The sequence below is a fragment of the Hymenobacter glacieicola genome (assembly GCF_014640315.1).
GTDB classification, from domain to species: Bacteria; Bacteroidota; Bacteroidia; order Cytophagales; family Hymenobacteraceae; genus Hymenobacter; species Hymenobacter glacieicola.
The window spans coordinates 69489-87595 of the sequence record NZ_BMGS01000011.1 but is presented as its reverse complement, the minus strand read 5'-3'; the positions used below and the strand labels follow the sequence as shown (position 1 = coordinate 87595).

Annotated in this window: 19 protein-coding genes; 13 read left to right on the top strand and 6 right to left on the bottom strand. The window is 59.2% G+C overall.

The annotated features are described in order from the left end of the window. Positions 1-12 precede the first annotated feature (12 nt). On the bottom strand, positions 13-2061 hold the full coding sequence (locus IEW18_RS18465; RefSeq protein ID WP_188559358.1) for an ExeM/NucH family extracellular endonuclease: 2049 nt from the start codon (positions 2059-2061) through the stop codon (positions 13-15). Between the two features lie 418 nt (positions 2062-2479). Here IEW18_RS18465 and IEW18_RS18460 point away from each other — a divergent pair, with 418 nt between their 5' ends. From IEW18_RS18460 to IEW18_RS18425, 8 genes are all read left to right on the top strand, one after another. After that, on the top strand, positions 2480-3043 hold the full coding sequence (locus IEW18_RS18460) for a class I SAM-dependent methyltransferase (RefSeq protein WP_188559357.1): 564 nt from the start codon (positions 2480-2482) through the stop codon (positions 3041-3043). A gap of 262 nt (positions 3044-3305) precedes the next feature. Continuing rightward, positions 3306-4886 carry a sensor histidine kinase gene (locus IEW18_RS18455; RefSeq protein WP_188559356.1) on the top strand — a complete coding sequence of 527 codons (1581 nt, stop codon included), beginning with the start codon at positions 3306-3308 and terminating at the stop codon, positions 4884-4886. 9 nt (positions 4887-4895) lie between these two features. After that, complete coding sequence (locus tag IEW18_RS18450; protein WP_188559355.1) at positions 4896-5282, top strand: response regulator; 387 nt, start codon at positions 4896-4898, stop codon at positions 5280-5282. A gap of 290 nt (positions 5283-5572) precedes the next feature. Then, positions 5573-5842: a hypothetical protein gene (locus IEW18_RS18445; protein WP_188559354.1), complete on the top strand. Its 270-nt coding sequence runs from the start codon at positions 5573-5575 to the stop codon at positions 5840-5842. Positions 5843-5858: 16 nt separating this feature from the next. Then, positions 5859-6200 (top strand): hypothetical protein, encoded by a 342-nt coding sequence (locus IEW18_RS18440; protein WP_188559353.1) that lies wholly within the window; start codon positions 5859-5861, stop codon positions 6198-6200. Positions 6201-6233: 33 nt separating this feature from the next. Then, complete coding sequence (locus IEW18_RS18435; protein WP_188559352.1) at positions 6234-6512, top strand: hypothetical protein; 279 nt, start codon at positions 6234-6236, stop codon at positions 6510-6512. A 271-nt stretch (positions 6513-6783) separates the two neighbouring features. Then, a complete protein-coding gene (locus IEW18_RS18430) occupies positions 6784-7599 on the top strand; it encodes an alpha/beta fold hydrolase (RefSeq protein ID WP_188559351.1) in 816 nt (271 codons plus the stop codon). Continuing rightward, positions 7596-8807, top strand: a complete 1212-nt coding sequence (locus tag IEW18_RS18425; protein WP_188559350.1) for a PAS domain-containing sensor histidine kinase — start codon at positions 7596-7598, stop codon at positions 8805-8807. The genes IEW18_RS18430 and IEW18_RS18425 overlap by 4 nt, the downstream gene beginning before the upstream one ends. Before the next feature lie 30 nt (positions 8808-8837). Here IEW18_RS18425 and IEW18_RS18420 read toward each other — a convergent pair whose 3' ends face one another. Beyond that, positions 8838-9479: a DUF1989 domain-containing protein gene (locus IEW18_RS18420; protein ID WP_188559349.1), complete on the bottom strand. Its 642-nt coding sequence runs from the start codon at positions 9477-9479 to the stop codon at positions 8838-8840. Next, positions 9448-10140, bottom strand: coding sequence for a guanitoxin biosynthesis heme-dependent pre-guanitoxin N-hydroxylase GntA (gene gntA / locus IEW18_RS18415; RefSeq protein ID WP_188559348.1), 693 nt, complete (start codon positions 10138-10140; stop codon positions 9448-9450). Before gntA ends, IEW18_RS18420 begins: the two co-directional genes overlap by 32 nt. A gap of 637 nt (positions 10141-10777) precedes the next feature. Between gntA and IEW18_RS18410 the strand changes: the two genes are divergently transcribed. From IEW18_RS18410 to IEW18_RS22020, 5 genes are all read left to right on the top strand, one after another. Next, a complete protein-coding gene (locus IEW18_RS18410; RefSeq protein ID WP_188559347.1) occupies positions 10778-12388 on the top strand; it encodes an OmpA family protein in 1611 nt (536 codons plus the stop codon). Positions 12389-12606: 218 nt separating this feature from the next. Beyond that, positions 12607-13614, top strand: a complete 1008-nt coding sequence (locus tag IEW18_RS18405) for an SDR family oxidoreductase (RefSeq protein WP_188559346.1) — start codon at positions 12607-12609, stop codon at positions 13612-13614. A 408-nt stretch (positions 13615-14022) separates the two neighbouring features. Further along, entirely contained in the window at positions 14023-15609 is a 1587-nt protein-coding gene (locus IEW18_RS18400; protein WP_188559345.1) for a sensor histidine kinase, read from the top strand. 193 nt (positions 15610-15802) lie between these two features. Beyond that, positions 15803-16036 (top strand): DUF433 domain-containing protein, encoded by a 234-nt coding sequence (locus tag IEW18_RS18395; RefSeq protein WP_188559344.1) that lies wholly within the window; start codon positions 15803-15805, stop codon positions 16034-16036. Between the two features lie 103 nt (positions 16037-16139). Further along, complete coding sequence (locus IEW18_RS22020) at positions 16140-16394, top strand: DUF5615 family PIN-like protein (protein ID WP_188559384.1); 255 nt, start codon at positions 16140-16142, stop codon at positions 16392-16394. Here the strand turns inward: IEW18_RS22020 and IEW18_RS18385 are convergent. The 3 genes from IEW18_RS18385 to IEW18_RS18375 all read right to left on the bottom strand — a co-directional run bounded on the left by IEW18_RS18385 (position 16331) and on the right by IEW18_RS18375 (position 18059). After that, the gene (locus IEW18_RS18385; RefSeq protein ID WP_229728837.1) at positions 16331-16705 is read right to left on the bottom strand and encodes a pyridoxamine 5'-phosphate oxidase family protein; all 375 of its coding nucleotides are present in this window, start codon (positions 16703-16705) and stop codon (positions 16331-16333) included. The two genes, IEW18_RS22020 and IEW18_RS18385, sit on opposite strands and share 64 nt — an antisense overlap. 170 nt (positions 16706-16875) lie before the next feature. Further along, entirely contained in the window at positions 16876-17367 is a 492-nt protein-coding gene (locus IEW18_RS18380) for a hypothetical protein (protein ID WP_188559343.1), read from the bottom strand. 317 nt (positions 17368-17684) lie between these two features. Beyond that, entirely contained in the window at positions 17685-18059 is a 375-nt protein-coding gene (locus IEW18_RS18375) for a DUF3592 domain-containing protein (protein WP_229728836.1), read from the bottom strand. Positions 18060-18107 lie beyond the last annotated feature (48 nt).

The following is an 18107-nucleotide window of genomic DNA, read 5'->3' as shown; positions in this document are numbered from 1 at the left end:
CTTGTCCTAGAATTACTCCTTCATCACCCGCTGGGTGCGGTTGAGGTTGCGGCCCTGCAAGCGCACCTCGTATATGCCGGGGGCCAGGTGGCCGGTGTAGCGGTTGAGCTCGGCTTGGAGCAGACTGCCGGAGCCGTGTAGCCGGAGCATGGGTATGCCCTGGGGCAGAAGTACTTCCAGCGTGAGCGGGCCGGTGTTTTTGGGCAGGTTGGCCAGGGTAAAGGCCTGGCCGCCGGCCGCAGGCTTGGGATACACGAACAGGCGGGGCGTGCCCATGTTGGCCGGCGTAATGCCGGCGAAGTTCACCCCAATCAGCACCGGGTCGTGGTCGGAGGAGCGAAAGGGCGTGCTCACGTCGGTGGCCGCGCCGGCCATGTCGAACTGCAGAAACAGCGGCTCGCCGGAGTTGATGTTCCACTTGTGCACATCGATAAACCCCACCATGTTGGACGTGACGATGCAATGGTCGAGGGAGCCGGTAAGGCCCTTGAAAACGTAGGAAGCGCTGGTGGGCGGCGTTACGACGACCAGCCCCGCGGCCCTCATAATGTCAATGGGGTCCTCCTCGTAGTTGGCGTTGTAGTCGCCGATGCAGACGACCCGCTTGGTGCCGGCCGGAACGACGGAGGTATTCACGAATTGCACCAAGGCACTGGCTTGGTTGCGGCGCCGGTCATTGGAGCCGCCCTGCCCGTCGTTCTGGTCGGCATTGACGCCAGTGCCGCTGCCCTTGGACTTGAAGTGGTTGATGACGACAGCCAGCGTATCGGGGCGGGCCTTGCGGCGGGTGGTGAACACCTGGGCCAGGGGCGGCCGCTCAAACACGCCCGTTACCGAGGCTACTCGCGCCGCCCCGAGCGGGGCCACCACGGCCGGCTTGTAGATAATAGCGCACCGGATAACATCCGTATTGTTCGGTTGCTGGGTGGCGCCCCCATCGTTTATGAAAGCGTAAGTGCCCGGCCCCTGGGCCTGGTTGAGCCCGTTCACCAGGTCCTGAATGGCGGAGGTTGGGCCCGTGCCATCATTTTCAATTTCGGTGAGGCCGATGATGTCCGGGTTCATCAGCACCAGCCCCTGGATGATTTTGCTACGCTGGCGGGCGAAATCGGCCGGGGTTTTGGCCCCGCGCGGGGTCGGGAATCCGCCGCCGGCCCCATCCCCGTTAAAGTAGTTGAGCACGTTGTAGCTGGCTATTTTCAGATGTAGCGGGCCAAACACCGGCACCGGCGGGCGCGTGACCACCAGGACCGGAGCGTCGGGGCCGGGCAGGGGCTGCACCCGCCACTTCCCGAAGCCAAACCCCAGAATGCCGCGCAGCTGGGCCACGGTGCTACCCACCCGGACGGTGCGTAGGGCGGGGTCGAGGAAGGGAATGGGGGTAGGGTTGGTAGCCGCGCTGCCGTCATCAAGCAGAATGGACCGGTCGAGGTTGGCGGCCTGATAGGCGTTGATGGCGGCCAGATTGCTCGTGCCGGTGCTGCGGGTGCCGGTGGCGGGGTCGTCGTTGGGGTCGATGAACTGGGTGGGTTGGTACACCGGACCGCCCGTGGTCAGGGTTAGCTCGCCCCGTTGCCGCAGGGTATACACGTCTGAAACGGTAAGCGGCACCGGAAACTGCACCCGCATGCCCTCGTAACGCTCCAAAGCAGCCCCGGAGTAGGGCGGCAGGGGTAGGGTAATGAAGGCCGGCAGCGCGTTGCCGCTGGAAAGCACTTGAACAGTAGCGTCGGTGAGTACGGCCTGGTCGAAGGAGGGCGCGGTGCCGGCTTCCTGCACCGTTCCGGTTACCTGTACTTTGTCGCCGGGGGCCACCTTGGCTTCTGGCTGCACCACAAACAGCGCATCGGAGGTAGCGGGGTTACCGTCGGAGGCGGTGGCTGCTTCCTGCACGTAGAATCCGCCCGGCGTCAGGCCCGGATACACCCCCGTCACGATGGCCTGGATGGTGTAGGTACCGGCTTTAGCTGCTCCCGCGCTGCCCTGAATAGCCCCAATACGAGTAACGGCAGGTTCTTTACGCGGTGGCTGGGCTCCGGAAGTAGCCGGAGTTGGTGGCAAAAGCCCCCAGGTGAGCAACAAAAAAACGAAGACAGAGTGACTGTGGCGCATCGGGCGGATTCAATAATAAGAAGATAGGTGATTGTAAAAGTATTATTTAAAAAAGAAATAATTATAAATAAATGCTTAAGGCTATATCCTCTTCCAAGGTTTTCAGATGATGTAAACCCTCATTGACCGATGCAGGGGCATTAGCCTTACAGGCAAGGCGGGTAATAAATACAGAGCCAGCCTACGATGCCCGCATTCCTCAGCATGTAGAGGCGGTGCTGAAGCATCATGTTCACTAAAGCCAGCACGCTCGGTGATTCACTGTCTCTACCACAGAGGAAGCGTCTTATTTAGCCCCCATCAACCTGCCGCCGTACAATCAGCAGCCGGTTTATTTTCTGTCTTCTTTTTGCAACCTGTGCTTGCCATGCTTGCTTCCTTTATAGAAGAGTTTTTCCGTAACCCTGCCACGGTGGGGTCTTTGGTGCCTAGCTCACAAGCCCTGACCGACAAGGTGATGGAGCCTATCGATTTTGATGCGGCTACCTGTATTGTGGAGTACGGGCCCGGCACGGGTGTTTTTACCGAGATGCTGATGAAGCGGCGCAAAGCTGGAACTACCCTGGTGCTCATGGAGGTAAACCGGCGCTTTTGCCAGTTGCTGCAGGAGCGCTACGCCAGCCACGCCGATGTGCACGTGCTGCACGGCTCGGCTGACCAGACCGGGGACCACCTGCGTAAGCTGGGGCTCCCCCAGCCCGACTACGTGGTGTGCGGCCTGCCCTTTTCGTCGCTGCCCCGGCGGGTGGGGTGGCGTATTTTGGAGCACACCCGGCAGCTGCTGGCCCCCGCCGGTAAGCTCATCTTATTTCAATACTCGCTCCAGAATAAGAAGCTATTTACCAGATTCTTTCGCTCACTCACCGAAACGCACGTGCTGCAAAACTTACCCCCGGCGTACGTACTCGTGTACGAACCAGTAGACCAGTAGCCTGACCTTTCAGTTGGGAAAAGCAGCCGGCTCCAGCCGGCCGCCAGTGGCTGCGCGGCGCTTGGGTGTTTTAGTAGCTCACCTGCCAGCAGTGCCAAAGGGGTAGCGGGTCGGTCTGCGCGTGTCAATGACGAGTAGAAAGCCTACGCCTGCCGGCAGAGGAGAAGACCAGCCCGTTGCGGCCAATAACTGGGACTGTGAAATTTTCCGGAAAAATTTTCCGGACTTAGCGGCCCTGCTGCGCTCGAAAGCGTAAATTCAGTTGGGCACTACCAGCAGCGCGGGCAATACCGGCCTGATGGTAGAAGTGGATATATCAGGAGAAGCCCTGAAAACCAACGTGCTACTGCATGCTATCCGGCCCGACCAGCCAGATGGAATACCCAACCCATGTGCTCGTCTGCTCATGAATATCGACACGCAACTAGTGGAAGACGAACAGCGGTATCGCTCCCTGTTCGAGAACAACCCCGACTTTGTGCTGTTCCAAAACCAAACTGGGGTTATCCTGGATGCCAACCAGGCCTTTCTGGAACTGGTACGCCGGCCCAAGGAAGCAGTGCTGGCCCGGCCCTTCTCTGACTTCCTACCCCCCGACAAAGCGCCGCTGTTTAACGAGAAGCTGGCTGAAGCCTTTCAAGGCCACAAAGTGGAGTTTGAGGTGGACGTGCAGCTTAAGGGCGCCGAGTCCCGGGTACTAAACGTAACCAAAGTGCCGCTGCGGGTTGATGGGCAGGTAACGGGGGTGCACATGGTGGCCAAGGACATTACCGTGGAGGCCGCTTCCAGGTCCATCATTGCCCAGCAGGCCCGGCGGCTCAATACCATTTTTGAGAGTATTACGGATGCGTTTTTCCTGCTCGACCGGCGCTGGACGTTTAGCTTTATCAACAGTGAGGTAGAGCGGCTGCTGGGCATGAGCCGCGAGCAGCTCCTGGGCAAAACCGCTTGGCTGGTATTCATGGGCGAAAGCCTCGGGGAGTTCCACCGGCAGTTCCAGGTGGCCATGACGACGGGAAACGCCGTGCACTTTCAGGCCTTCTTTAAGCCCCGGCAATTGTGGCTGGAAGTAAGGGTATTCCCCTCCGAAGAGGGCCTGTCGGTGTACTTTACCGATGTTACGGACAAGGTGAAAGCCCACGAGGAGTTGTACCGCCAAAACCAGGACCTGCAGCAGTTCGCCTACATCGTGTCGCATAACCTGCGGGCGCCCCTGGCCAATATGCTGGGCTTGGTTGACTTGCTGATTGATCAGCCGCGGGAGCAGCGCCAGGCGCCCGAGTACGAGCAGCTGCTGCACCACTTGCTGCTGAATACCCGCCAGCTGGATACCGTTCTGCACGACATGAACACCATCCTGACCGTGCGCGACAAGCAGGGCGTATCGGAGCCGGAGCAGGTGCCTTTGGCCGAGGTAGTACAGCAGGTAGTGGAAAGCCTGCAGGATCCGCTGGACCAGTGCAAGGGTGAGGTCTACTACGAAATACCCGTCGGGCTGTGCGTGCGAGGTACCCGGGCCTACCTCTACAGCGTCTTCTTTAACTTGCTTTCCAACGCCATAAAGTATCGCTCAGAGGAAAGGCCGCTGCGCATCACCATCGTTGCCCAGCCCAGCCAGCCGGGGCCCGGCACGCAGGTAGAAGTAACCGACAATGGGTCGGGCTTCGATACGCAAAAGGCCGGCGCCGATATCTTTAAGCTGTATAAGCGCTTCCATACCCAGCCGGAAGGCCGCGGATTAGGCTTATACTTGGTAAAAACGCATGTTGAGGCGATGGGCGGACGCATTACGGTAACCAGCACCGTGAATGTCGGCACCCAATTCGTGGTACATTTATCCTAAAGAGTGAGCATGCATACCGTTTTAATCGACGACGACATGACGAGCATCTTCCTGATGCGGCTGCTGTTGCAACGCGAAGAATTTGCCGATTCTATAACCTCTTTTCAATCGGCGCAGGAGGCCCTGGGGTATTTACAGCAGGCTCCGGTGCCGGAGCTGCCCAAGGTTATCCTGCTGGATTTGAACATGCCCGTGATGAACGGTTGGGAGTTTCTGGAAGCGCTCCAGCCCGTGGCGCCGCACGTGCTGGACCACACCCGCATCTACATCCTTACCTCATCTTTGGCCCAGACCGACTTAACCCGGGCTGCCCAAAACCCCCTGGTTACCCGTCTGATTCACAAACCCTTAGATAAGTCGGAAATCGAGCTGATTAAGTCTGAAACCACGGAGTAAACCCGGAAAGCACCTGGGGTAGCTACCGTGCCGCTCGGTGGCGGGTGAGGCCGCCTACCCGGTAGTAGCTTGCCCTCATAGGTCCGGGTTGAGGTGAGCGGGCCGGCGGGCTTTATAGGAGGCGCTTGCCGTAATAAATAGGAAGTTGGCGGGCAAATGCCGAACTTAACCGCGGCGCTACCGCTTGCTACTGATGCAAGCCCTGCTACTAGCCAGCGCTTTTACTACCTCCGGCGCCTGTTGGCCCCTTGCGCGGCACTTCTGCCGCGCGCTTCTCTCCCCATCTACTCATGTCTGCTTCCTATCAGCCCACTGCTGAGCTGCTGCGCGCTCTTGGCTTTGTTGTGTTTGCTTCTCCGCCCGGCCAGCTGCGCTACAGCCGCAACAGCGCCTGCGGGCAGGAAACCATCGTGGTGTATGAGGATGGAGAGCTGACCCTGCTGGAGGTAGTAAATGGGCAGATGCTGTACAACTTTCAGGGACGGGTGGCCTCGGAGGCTGAATTCCGCGTGCTGCTGCGCCAGGTAAACTGGGCCGCCGAGCTCTCCCTTACTTCCTAAATTTTCCTTGTTCTCCATGACTGATTCTTACCTGCGAAGCCTGGGCTTTGCCGCCGTTTCCACCACCCGTGGTGCCAATCAACCTACGTTTCGTCAGGCATGGCGCTACCAACACGAAGCCGCCGCGCAGGATGGTACCCGGCTGTTTATTGAGCACCCCCTGGGTATTGATGGCTGCCGCTTAAGCAACCTGGCTGCCCCGCTCGCGGCGCAGGATGTGTTTGCCACGGTAGCCCTGCACGACGGGCCGGCCCTGGAAACGGCAATCGAGAGTTTTTACGCCGCGCACGGGGGCCGCGGAGCCGTGGCCGCCCCGGCTGCCACCAGCACCTACCTGCCTTACCGCCGCCAGCAGTAAGGTCCGCATCCTCCTCTTTTTTTCCTCTATCCCGTGGACCAAGACCTGCAACTTAGCTTGGCTAACAACGCCAAAGAATGGCTGGCTTTATCACTCTCTATTTCCTCTGCCGAGAAGGTAGCCTTCAGTAAAATCCACGACGGATTCTTTACCACCTACGGCGCCGACTTCATGGCGCATGTGTACCGGACCACGTTTGAGCACACGCTACAGAACATGCCGGACACGGAGCGTATCAAACTTCTGTCGACGTTTCAGAAAGCCATGGACCAGTCCATTGACGAGCACTACGCTGCCATGCACAACTCCTGATGCAGCTTTGGCGCATGAAGTAACAGGCCATTATTCCATGCGCTGGTGGCGGTCCTGTCCCGTAAAAAAGGGCTACCCTTTACCACGCCCGGTATCGGTTGGAGCGCCCTGGGGTTTGTGGGTATAACGGAGTGGCAAGCAGAAAGAATTTTACTGTCCTGCTTATACTTCTCGCTACCTATAAACTACTACCTTAGGAGCAAGAATACAGCTTACGTAGCCTCCTGGCAAAGCCGCGTTTCCGTGGGTGCTGGTTGTCGGTTCCACGGGTATGGATGTTCTCACACGCAATAACGTCAGCATTTCTGGGGTAGGAGCGCAGGCCATGGTGTTTGTGCACGGGTTCGGCTGCGACCAGCGCATGTGGCGGCTGGTGGCCCCGGCCTACGAGGCGCGCTACCAAATCGTGCTGCTTGACTTGGTAGGGGCCGGCAGTTCCGACCTCACGGCGTACGAACCGGGGCGTTACGATTCCTTGCGGGCGCACGCCGAGGATGTGCTGGCGGTGCTGGCGGCGCTAAACCTGCGCGAGGTTATTTTCGTGGGGCACTCCGTCAGCGCCATGATTGGGGTGCTGGCCGCCGTTCAGGAACCGGCCCGCATTGGCCGGTTGGTGCTGGTGGCGCCTTCCCCGCGCTTCCTCAACGACACGAACTACTTCGGGGGCTTTGAGCCGGCCGACATTGAGGAGCTACTCCAGGCCATGGACGACAACTACCTGGGGTGGTCCGGAGCCATTACGCCGGTGATTATGGGCCGGCCCGACCGGCCGGAACTGACGGCGGAGCTAAACGCTAGCTTCTGCCGGACGGATCCTACCATTGCCCGGCACTTTGCCCGCGTCACGTTTCTGTCGGATAATCGGGCTGATCTGGCCCTGGTGCCCGCACCCACTTTGGTACTGCAGTGTGCCCACGATGCACTGGCGCCCCTGGCCGTGGGCATCTATCTGCACCATCAGCTGCCCGTAAATGAGTTGGTCGTACTGAATACTTCCGGCCACTGTCCGCACCTGAGCGCCCCGGCGGCGACAATCAGGGCCATTGACCACTTTCTGCAGGGAGCAGCCTCTATACCAGAATCATGAGTACACCCGACGATGAGCTGCTACCGGAACTAGACCTGCGCCTGACGCAGGAAAACCTAGATGACCTCTACGAGCACGCTCCCTGCGGGTACTGCTCCTGCCTGCCCGATGGCACGCTGGTAAAGCTTAACCACACCTTGCTGAGCTGGTTGGGTTACGAGCGCCCGGAGTTGGTAGCGCGCCGGTGCCTGCAGCAGCTTTTTACTGTGGGCGGCCGCCTGCACTATGAAACGCACTGTGTTCCGCTCTTGCTGGTGCGGGGGCAGGTGCGGGAGCTGAGCTATTCGCTTCGGCGCAAAAATGGAACTACCCTGCCCGTGCTGATGAACGCCCAGCTGGTGCGCGACTCCAATGAGCAGCCCCTGGTAGTGCGCGTGACCTTGTTTGATATTACGGAGCGCCGCAAGTACGAGCAGGAACTGCTGCGGGCCAAAGCCCAGGCCGAGGAGCAGCGCGAGCAGCTAGCCCGGGTTAATGAGCAGCTTACCAGCAAAAACGAACAGCTTACCCGCATCAACTCCGACCTGGACAATTTCGTCTATACCGCCTCCCACGACTTAAAGCAGCCCATCGAGAATATGGCGGGCTTGTTCCAGGAACTTCGGCGCACCGTCACGTTTCATGACCCCGAGGCGGCCGAAATGGTGAGTATGTTTACCCAGGCCCTCCAGCAAATTCTCACCACCATTAAGGGCCTGACGGAGGTTGTGCAACTGCAGCGCCAACTGGAGCAGGTACCCCTGGAAGTGGTGGCCCTGCAGCCTTTCACAGAAGAAATTATTGGTAGCCTGCAGCAGGTCAACGGTCAAAACGCGGCCTTCACTCTTGATTTTGCGGCGGCGCCCACCGTATGCATGGCCCGGCCCGGCCTGCACAGCATGCTGTACAACCTGCTCAGCAACGGCCTGAAATATGCCGAGCCCGGCCGGCCGCCTCACATTCGGGTTAGCACCACCGCCGCCGATGATGCCACCATACTCAGCGTCCAGGACAATGGCCGGGGCATCGACCTAAGCCGCCACGGTCGGCAGCTGTTCCAACTGTTTCGCCGCTTTCACCCCGAGGTAGTGGGTTCCGGTATGGGACTCTACCTAGTTAACCGCTTGGCCCACCAAGCCGGCGGGCGGGTAGAGGTCGACAGCACCGTGGGGCAAGGCACCACGTTCCGGGTGTATCTGCCGCGCCACGCTGCCAGCCAACCTGCTTAGGCTGGCAGCGTGGCTACCTTACTTTCGGCGCTAGGAAGTAGCAGACCCAGTCGTTGCCGAGGCCACCGCCGACTGAGCTGCCGGGTCCAGAATCTGGTAGCCAATGGGTTTGAAAGCATAATTGTTCGACATCTCGGCTGAGCAGGCCGTCATGCCAATCAGCAAGTCAGTTTTGGCTTCCAGAATTACGTAGTCCCCGGCTTTACTTTTGGGCGGCAGCACATCCACCTTGCCCGTGGTGCCGTCCACGGTTACGTGCATGAAGATGTTAAAGCAGATAGGAATAGCATCGGGGCTGATGCCATACTCCTGCAGGGCCTCACAAAGGTTACCAAAGCAGCCCCGGTGCGGATGCTGATGCCCGTAGATAATACGAAACGTGTCGGCGCTGCAGGGCGTGAGCAGGAAGTCGTGGCGGCCCACGGTGTCCTCCACCAGCTCGAACATAACGTTGCTGCGGTTGGAGTAAAACGGGTGCCCCTTGGTCAGGAAAATGGTTTCGGCGTAGTCGATGGTGCGGCCCGAGGACAAGTACTCGGCCCGGTCGTTGAGGTTGTAGCAGATAAAGTCCGAAACCTGCTCGCCTTCAATGTCAACTACTTTGAGCTGCTGGCCTTTGCGCAGGATAAAGGCCGTGCCGCTACGCGGCGGAATGATGTTTAACTGAGTCATGTTGGCTTAAAAAGGGGCATTTCCAGGATTCATCGTAGGCTTTGCCAGTGTACTGGTAGGCTTCGGAAGCAGAGCCGAAATCTTGGAGCATGGGGTTGATGGAGCCGGAGTAAGCCACGTCGCGGGTGCGGATGGTGTCGCGCAGGTTCTCGTAGCGGCCATTGGCGCGAATCTGCTCAAACTGGGCGTGGGCATTGAATACCAGGGTAGGGTAAGTAAACCGCCGGGCCGGCCGGGAACTGCCCGGATGCAGGCCAATCACAAAGAAGGCTTCTTCCTTGAGGCTAAAGCTGAAATCGGGGGAAGTAGGGTCAGCTACCACGCGCCGGTCGTAGCCGTAGCGCTGAGCATCGAGGTTAGACAGGGCCTGCAGGCGTTGCCAGAACAACTCCTCAAACAAGGCCTCATTCGGTACTTCGGGCCCCTTGAAGATGATGGCGGCGCTGTGGTACAGTTTGTCGGATTGCCGGTAGGTATCTACAAACTCGTAGAGAAACTCCAGGATGGCAGCATCGTCTTTGGGGCAAGCTATGTGGTCTACTACTAGGCACTGCAGTTGTTGCCAGGTGAGGGCCGTCTTGGCGGCCACGCACGGAAACTCTTTCTTTTGTATAAAAGAAAGATACTCGGCAGTGTATATATTATTTTGAATATCAACCATGTGTATTGTCTGTTTTCGGCGTAGGGCCAGGAATAGTTAAACTTTCCTGGTTGTGCTTTACGCGTGAAGTCGACAGTACGTTCGTACGGTTGAGCTACCATGCCGGCCTTCTTTTCTGGGCGGCGTACGGTCCAGGTTATGCGCCTGCTTACCTGAACATTGACGAGAGAAGTCCGCAAGCTGCTAACTGAGCGGTAGTTACTCGGCAGTACATGCATACGTAGAAACAGTGGCAAAGTGCCAGCTCACACCGGAATTGACGTTTTATAGTCGGGTAACTAGCATAAAATCATGTACAATAATTTTAGCAATAAAGGTTAGAGTGAGCCAGCTCAGCATCGACGGTTGAGCTCACAAGTTGGGGTAATATGGCCAGAGCGGCAACGGATAAGGAGCCTAAACAGGCACTGGAAAAGCGCTTTTTTGACGCTAAGCAAAGTACTTCACCCCGCTCAGCAGGAGGGGGTATAGCGGAGTGCCACCCCATTAACTGCTCGTTTGTGCCCCCCAGGCCTAGGCAGAAGGCTGTTTTCAAAACAAGAAGATTAGGGCACCTGTGTCTTCTATGGTATTATATTATGATATTTATGTAAATTAGTTATTGGAGTAACTATGTGAACTGCCAGCAGCAACCAGTATGAGTCAGGAGCAAACGTTAGCAACCACGGTACAAGCCAGTCTGGCGGGCGAAACATTGGCTTCTCTGAGTGCTGCTGTGCAAGCTGGTGCGCCGGCAGTTCAGCAGGCAGTAAGTCAGGTAGTAGCGTTAATTATTCCGGCCTTCGCCAGCCGCAGCCAGCAGCCTGCCGGTGAGGAGGCCTTATGGAACTGGATGGAACGGGCACCCGCTCCGGACTGGACCAGCCTGCTGACTACCGCCGAAGCGCATCCCTGGCGCGGACGTGGCGTTGCCTTGCTAGAGGCGCTGCTGGGCCCTATTTACACCAGCCGCAGCCGGCAAATAAGCCAAACCAATGGGGTGCCCCTAGAGGCGATGCCCCTGCTGGTAGACGTGGTAGTGGCCGCCACGCTGGATGCCCTGCGCCACCATGCGGCGGCCCAGCAGCTGGATGCCGCTGGCATTAGCCGCTGGCTGCAGCAGCAACCCGGGGCCCTACCCCAATTGCCCCCAACGGAGGCAGCTACCCCACCGCCCCGCCCGGAACCCGCTCGAGCAGCCCGCCCGGCCCCTTCCCACTCGGCAGCCAGCTCCCATAGAAAAGCCCGCCGGCTAGGTCCGGCCCTACAAACCCTGTTGCAAGGCCGGTTACCGCGGCACTATTGGCCCGTGCTGTTACTGCTGCCCGCCCTGGCGTTTGGGTTTGGGATAGGTCGCCTAAACTCTCCTTCGTCGGCTGCTCGCCGCCCAACGGCACTGGTCCGGCAAACTATCCCCAGCGCGGAGGCTGCCCCTCCCGTTGAGGCCCAACCCAGCCCGGATGCTGGAGCCTATATTGCGACCAACCTGACAACTACGGCGCCCCCGCCTGAGGCCGCTCCCGCGCACTATGCCGTGGGCGCAGATATGTACCTGGATTACCCCGGCCAGCCGGTGCTGCTGCTGCTCGGCGATGGTACCAGCCAGCGCGTGGCTGCCCGCTCCACCGAGTATCAACTGTACCGGCTGCTGGCCGGCGCGGCCCAGCCTTCCGGGCCCCTACGTCAGGGCGCCAACCGGATTCCGGTTGATCAGGCGTATTTCCAGGCTGGGCAGGCCACGCTGCCGGCGGCGGCGCAGCAGCAGCTGCGCAACCTGGCCAACATCCTGCGGGCCTTTCCGCGGGCCCGGATTCAAGTCAATGGCTACAGCGACAGTCTTGACGGGCAGCGCTCAACGCAGGCCCTGAGTGAGGAGCGGGCCCGGGCAGCCGTGCAGGCCCTGCGCGGGTTTGGCATTGGGGCCAATCGGCTGCAAGTGCGGGCCAGCGGTGACCAACCCGAGCAATCCGCGGCTACCGACGAGGCCGGTAACTATTACCAGCCCTACCTGAGCCTGCAGTTCGTGGGCAACCTACCAGCCGGCGTTATCGTCCCGAACCCGGAAAGTGCCGCCCTGGCTGGCAAACCGCGTTCTGGCGCCGCTTCGCGCGCAACAGCGCGCTTGCACGCCTCCAAAAGTGCACAAGCCAAAGCCCGGCGTGCGGCCCGTTTGCGCCGACTTCGCGCTAAAAAGCAGCACCGGGCCAGAAAGAAACTGTGGTTTCATCGGCTGGGCCAGCGCATCCGGGGCGAGCGGGCCAGCCGGTAACTGGGGCCGGTTGGACCAGTGCGAAGGGGAGGAGTCAAGCTGCTTTCGGCAAAGCTGTTTGGCTTGCGACGGGGTGCCAAGGGTAGGGTAGGCCAAGGCTGAGGTGAGCGGTAAAACAGCGGTATTACCCGGGCCACGGTTCATAAACTGGCCCGGCCCCGGAGATGGTAAGCAAGCAAAACTGATAACCAATCTTTACACAGCCTGTTGCTAAGGGTATGAAAGAAGAAAACAAACTCAGCCGCCGTCAGATAATTAGTGGGTTAAGTGCCAGTCTGGCCATTGCCACCGTAGGATCCGTTTTACCCGTTGAAGGAGCCGCTGGCTCCGCCGATGCAGCCCCCGAACCCTTGAAAGACCCAACCACCGCCTACCCCCGGCCCCCGTTTAAAAGCCAGACCCAGCCCTGGCCAGGCCTGGCCTCCAAAATGGACCCCGTGCCCGACCACGGCGAGAAAAGCTACAAGGGCTCCGGCCGCCTCAAGGGCCGCAAGGCCCTCATTACGGGTGGCGACTCCGGCATGGGCCGGGCCGCGGCCATTGCCTACGCCCGCGAAGGTGCCGACGTAGCCATCAACTATCTGCCCGCCGAGGAGGCCGACGCCAAGGAAGTGGTGGCCCTGATTAAGGCCGCCGGCCAGAAAGCCGTAGCCATTCCCGGCGACCTGCGCGACGAAGCCTTCTGCAAAAAGCTGGTTGATGAAACCGTACGCCAGCTGGGCGGACTCGATATTCTGGTCAGCAACGCGGCGCGCCAGCAGCAGCGCCAGTCCATCCTGGACCTCACGACTGAGGACTTCGACGCGACGATGAAGACCAATATCTACGCCCCATTCTGGATTATTAAGGCGGCGCTGCCCCACCTGAAGCCGGGCTCGGCCATCATTGGTACTACCTCCGAGCAGGCCACCGACCCCTCCGCCGACCTCTACGACTACGCTCAAACCAAGGCGGCTACTACCAATTTCGTTCGCTCCCTGGCTAAGCAGCTGGCTCCGAAGGGCATCCGCGTGAATGGCGTAGCTCCCGGTCCCATCTGGACGCCCCTGCAAGTCAGCGGAGGCGCTACCCAGGAAAAGTTGCAGAAGTTCGGTGGCGACACCCCCATGAAGCGGCCCGGCCAACCTGTGGAGCTGGCCTCCATCTACGTGCAGCTAGCTGACCCACAGGCCAGCTACGCCACTGGCCAGGTGTACGGGGCCAGCGGCGGCGCCGGCATGCCATAACGAAACGGGTAGCTAACCATACAAAAGGCCCCGCAATGCACGTTGCGGGGCCTTTTGCGTAGCCGGGCGCAGCAGCCCAGGCCTGTTTTTCTGGAGCAGGCTACTAGGTTGAAGCCCGCAGACTGCGTGGCTGTTTCTTGTTTGGTAGCAAGCCCAGGCCCATAGCCAGGACTAGAAATGCCGCCGCCAACGGCAGCAGGAGGCCAGCGGCTGCCAACCATTGGCTAGCGGAGGCTTAGTTGACGTTGGTAACAATGGTAAGTTGTTTGTAATCAGGAGTAATAGGGTAGCTGGATAAAAATCAGGCCCCAGACCCAGCCAACAACCCGCCACGATGAGCCCAGTGGGGTGTGGCCGCTTTTGGGTGAGCTTCGTTAAAGCGGATATTTCGCTTTATACTTCAGCATTATGGAGTCTGTCACGGCTCTTAGGCAGTACCTGCAGGCCCTGGAAACGGTGCCCGACTCGTATATCGTCGTGTCGCCCGACCTGTTTATTCTGACGGCCAGCGACGCGTATTTGTTCAATACCCTGAAACGGCGCGAGGAGTTGGTTGGGCGCTACCTCTTCGATGCCTTTCCTGACAACCCGGCCGCGCCAGAAGCCCATGCGGTGCGCAACTGGCGGGCTTCGCTGGAGCAAGTTATTGCCACGGGCCAGCCCCACCAAATGCCTCTGCAGCACTATGATGTGCTCGATCCGCAACGGCCGGGGCAGTTTGTAGAGCGTCACTGGAAGCCCCTGAATACGCCCGTATTTGATGCCCAGGGGAAGCTGCGCTACATCATTCATAGTAGCGTAAACGTAACGGAGGAGGTGCTCACGCGCCGGGCTCTGCGCCAAAGCCAACACCGGGAGTACGATGCCCTAGCCGAGGCCGAGCAGGAGCGGCAGCGCCTGAGCCACCTGGTGATGCAGGCCCCGGCCGCTATTTGCCTGCACTCGGGGCCGAAGCTGGTGTATGAGTTTGTCAACCCCAGCTACCAGCAGCTGTTTCCGGGCCAGGAACTGGTAGGCAAGCCCCTGCTGGAGGTTGCACCCGAACTACGGGGCACGCCCATCTGGGAGCAGTTGCAGCAGGTGTACCAGACCGGCCAAAGCCGACAGGAGCACGACGTACGCATTTCGCTGGTGCGCCCCGCGGAGTCAGAGCCCACCGATGCCTATTTCAACTACACGTTTCAGGCCCACTACAACAAGCACCAGCAGATTGATGGGGTGTATGTATTTGCGTTCGAAGTAACCGAGCAAGTGCGGGCCCGGCAGCAGGTGCAGGCCCTCAACCAGGAGCTGGACCAAGCCAACCAGCAGCTTACCCGCGTCAATGCCGACCTGGACAGCTTCGTGTACATGGCCGCCCATGACCTGAAAGGGCCCATTAACAACCTGGGCGGGTTGGTAGAGGCCCTCCAGGAACTGCTGCCCACGCCTCAGCCCGCGGAGGTAGGCGGGCTGCTAACCATGATGCAGGATGCCGTGACCCGGTTCCAGCGGACCTTGGTGCAACTCAACGACGTGCTGCAGCTACACCAGGCCCACGACCCCGCCGCCCCGCCCGTGGAGCTGGCCGCCGTGGTCGAGGACTTACGCCAGGATTTGTTGCCGGCCCTGCAGCAAACCGGCGGCACGCTGGAAATAGATGCTGCCGCCTGCCCCGTGGTGAACGTGCCAGCCAAGAGCCTGCGCTCCATGCTCTATAACCTGCTCAGCAACGCCATCAAGTACCGCCACCCCGACCGCGCCCCCCACGTGCGCCTGAACTGCAGCACTCAAAACGGGCTCTGGCACCTGACCGTGCAGGACAACGGCCTCGGCCTGACTCTGAGTCAACAAACCTCGCTGTTTGCCTTGTTTCGCCGCTTCCACAATCACGTAGAAGGCTCTGGCCTAGGCCTCTACACCGTCAAAAAGATAGTAGAGAACCTGGGCGGCCGCGTAGAAGTGCAAAGTGAGCTGGGCGTGGGCTCCACGTTTTCGGTGTACATCCCGACGTAAGCACTGCGCCTCCCCCACCAGGCGCAGCTTAGGAAACACCCACCGCTGAAATGAAGGAAGGGAATTAGCTGGGGAGCAAGGTAGGGTAGTTGGGCGTGGGGCCAAAGCCCTGTTCACAAGGCCAGACTCAAGTTAGGCGTCAGTTAGGTGTTTTTGTTACTTTTGAAGTACACCCGCTACTATTGCTGCCGCCATGGATACCGCCGCTATTACAGCCTACATCGAGCTGAACCCGCAGGTGCGGTTTGGGAAGGCTATTGTAAAGGGTACGCGTACCACGGTAGCAGAAGTGCTGGAAATGCTGGCCAACGGCATGAGCTCGGCCGACATAGCGGAAGATTTTCCGGCAATTGGGCCGGAGCAGGTGAGGGCCTGCCTGCTGTATGCGGCCTTCAAGGAAAGCGTAGTGCTGCTATCGGTGGCGTAAGCGGTTATGCGCCTCCTGCTCGATGAAAATATATCGTGGCGACTGGTAGCCTACTTGCGCCCCCACTCGCCCCCACTGCACGGAGGTACTACACGTTCGCGACATTGGCCTGGATAACAGTCCGGATACCACCATCTGGCGCTACGCCCGGCGGCACGGCTACGATGTGTTGATCAAGGATGAAGATTTTCTGCGCCTGGTACTGAGCGAAGGGTTCCCGCTCCGCGTGGGGGCCGTGCAGAACGCGCAGGTGCCGGTAGTAAAACTAGCCGAGTTCCTGCTGACCCGGCTTCCTCAGCTACGGGAGTTTCTGGGGGCGCAAACGGAGTTTGGGATGCTGCTGTTGCGGCTGGGGTAGGGCGGTAATGCTGCGGTGTTGCCTTCGAAGGCGCACCACATCAGGGTAATGCGGTTTACCTCCAGCAGATGGGCGGCTGTTTCGTTGCCGCTGCCGGTCAGGTTTAGCCAGGCCACGCGGTTGGCATCGAGCACGCGCAGGGTGTCCTGGCCCTTGGGCGAGATATTGACGCGCCCATCCGCGGCGGCCGTGCCTACGAAGAACACGTGCTGTCGCTCAATGAAGGCCTGAGTGTCGGCGCTGATGGTGGGGTATTGCTTGCCCATGAGGGTAGAGGAGTTGGCTGGGTAGCAGGATAGGGCTTCCTCCATACCAACGACAACGCCGCCCAGATTTCTCTAGGCGGCGCGGACGATGCTTGCTGCTGGCGCAGCAAGAGAGACACACTCTTCTCACGCATTACGACACGAGTTGCGCTGCGCCAAACTCGCGCCAAATGGGAGTAACTCTCGCTAGCGGGGGCGTGTCGTCCGGCCGATGATTAGTCGATTTTGGCCTGCACATTAGGCGAAAAGGCGTGGTCCCGGTCGTAACCGCTCAACTCCTGGTATAGCTTCTCGTTGCTGTAACGCGCTAGCTTGCTAATTCCAACCCCACCGAACAAACCCAGCATGAGGCCGTAGCCCAGGGGACTAACCGTGGTAGTAGTGGTGCCTCCATTGGAGTTAGTCTTAGTACCAGTTTGCGAAGCCACAAAGCCGATGGCCAATGCTCCCGTTCCCAGCCACAGCTTGCCACCTATTTGGCGGTGGGCAAACAGCCGAATTACGCGCGTAGCTTGTTCGTCGCCGGCGTAGCGTTGGTAGAGGTATTTTTTATAGGATTGGTTTTTTGTCAGGCCAGGCTTGAGCAACGGAGTGGAAACCGCTGCAGCGGCCGGTGCAGCGGCAGGCGTTGTCGTCTGCGCTAGGCTAGCAAAGGAAATACAGCCAAGTAAGGATAGGGAGAGGGTGCTGCGGAGTAAAAGACGCATTTGGGAAAGAGAAATATAGGATGCTTAGCAAAGCAAAAATCAAAGGTAATAAGGCAAGTGGAGTAATCAGCGAAGGTTTTTGAGCTTGGCTAAGAAGTGAGCTGTCACCTGCGAAAGGGCAGTTTTCGGTAAGTATCAGTTCCGATGCTGGTTGGTAGTAAAAGGTCAGCCACCCCTAGTCCCTAAACCGCGGAAGGAGCCTGGTTCTGGCGCTTGTTTCTTTTCAGCTCCTCCCGAATCCCGCTCGAGCCGCTGGCAATGGTTTCGAGCTTGTCCAGCATCTGCAGAAATTGGCCGGCGCCGGAGTTTTCGCGGGCTTAGGAGATGAGCCGCCAGATAGCATAGACGATTAGGATAGTGCCAATAAGGGTAATTGAATAGAAGCCCATCTTCGAGGGAGAGCCGATGACAAAATGAGTCGGTAAAAGAGGATCATACCAAATAGAAAGCGAGGATTCTTTGGAATAGCCGTAGTCAATGACTTCCTGAATGATCTGACGGTTGTCTTCGGTAAGAAAGCAAATCGTGGCGTACCGATCATCACCGGTTTTCCGGAAGCTAACAACAGTGCCTTGCGTGCGGAGTCCGTGGTGGTGCAGCCGCAGGAAGCGTCGCCTGCTTTGCTGACCAGCAACCAGTAGGGCACAACCCGCAAGGATTGTTAGTAGGAGTTCAGTAGGCAAATTGTGCATGGGCATCCTGACCCTTCAATAACAGTATATATCAGAGGCGGAAAGGTT

Bases quoted from the DNA above. Each gene is read 5' to 3' on its own strand.
- IEW18_RS18395 (WP_188559344.1), top strand. From the start codon at position 15,803: ATGGATACCGCCGCTATTACAGCCTACATCGAGCTGAACCCGCAGGTG.
- IEW18_RS18440 (WP_188559353.1), top strand. From the start codon at position 5,859: ATGACTGATTCTTACCTGCGAAGCCTGGGCTTTGCCGCCGTTTCCACC.
- IEW18_RS18420 (WP_188559349.1), bottom strand. From the start codon at position 9,479: ATGACTCAGTTAAACATCATTCCGCCGCGTAGCGGCACGGCCTTTATC.
- IEW18_RS18430 (WP_188559351.1), top strand. From the start codon at position 6,784: ATGGATGTTCTCACACGCAATAACGTCAGCATTTCTGGGGTAGGAGCG.
- IEW18_RS18450 (WP_188559355.1), top strand. From the start codon at position 4,896: ATGCATACCGTTTTAATCGACGACGACATGACGAGCATCTTCCTGATG.
- IEW18_RS18425 (WP_188559350.1), top strand. From the start codon at position 7,596: ATGAGTACACCCGACGATGAGCTGCTACCGGAACTAGACCTGCGCCTG.
- IEW18_RS18385 (WP_229728837.1), bottom strand. From the start codon at position 16,705: ATGGAGGAAGCCCTATCCTGCTACCCAGCCAACTCCTCTACCCTCATG.
- IEW18_RS18380 (WP_188559343.1), bottom strand. From the start codon at position 17,367: ATGCGTCTTTTACTCCGCAGCACCCTCTCCCTATCCTTACTTGGCTGT.
- IEW18_RS18445 (WP_188559354.1), top strand. From the start codon at position 5,573: ATGTCTGCTTCCTATCAGCCCACTGCTGAGCTGCTGCGCGCTCTTGGC.
- gntA (WP_188559348.1), bottom strand. From the start codon at position 10,140: ATGGTTGATATTCAAAATAATATATACACTGCCGAGTATCTTTCTTTT.
- IEW18_RS18410 (WP_188559347.1), top strand. From the start codon at position 10,778: ATGAGTCAGGAGCAAACGTTAGCAACCACGGTACAAGCCAGTCTGGCG.
- IEW18_RS18405 (WP_188559346.1), top strand. From the start codon at position 12,607: ATGAAAGAAGAAAACAAACTCAGCCGCCGTCAGATAATTAGTGGGTTA.
- IEW18_RS18400 (WP_188559345.1), top strand. From the start codon at position 14,023: ATGGAGTCTGTCACGGCTCTTAGGCAGTACCTGCAGGCCCTGGAAACG.
- IEW18_RS18375 (WP_229728836.1), bottom strand. From the start codon at position 18,059: ATGCACAATTTGCCTACTGAACTCCTACTAACAATCCTTGCGGGTTGT.
- IEW18_RS18460 (WP_188559357.1), top strand. From the start codon at position 2,480: ATGCTTGCTTCCTTTATAGAAGAGTTTTTCCGTAACCCTGCCACGGTG.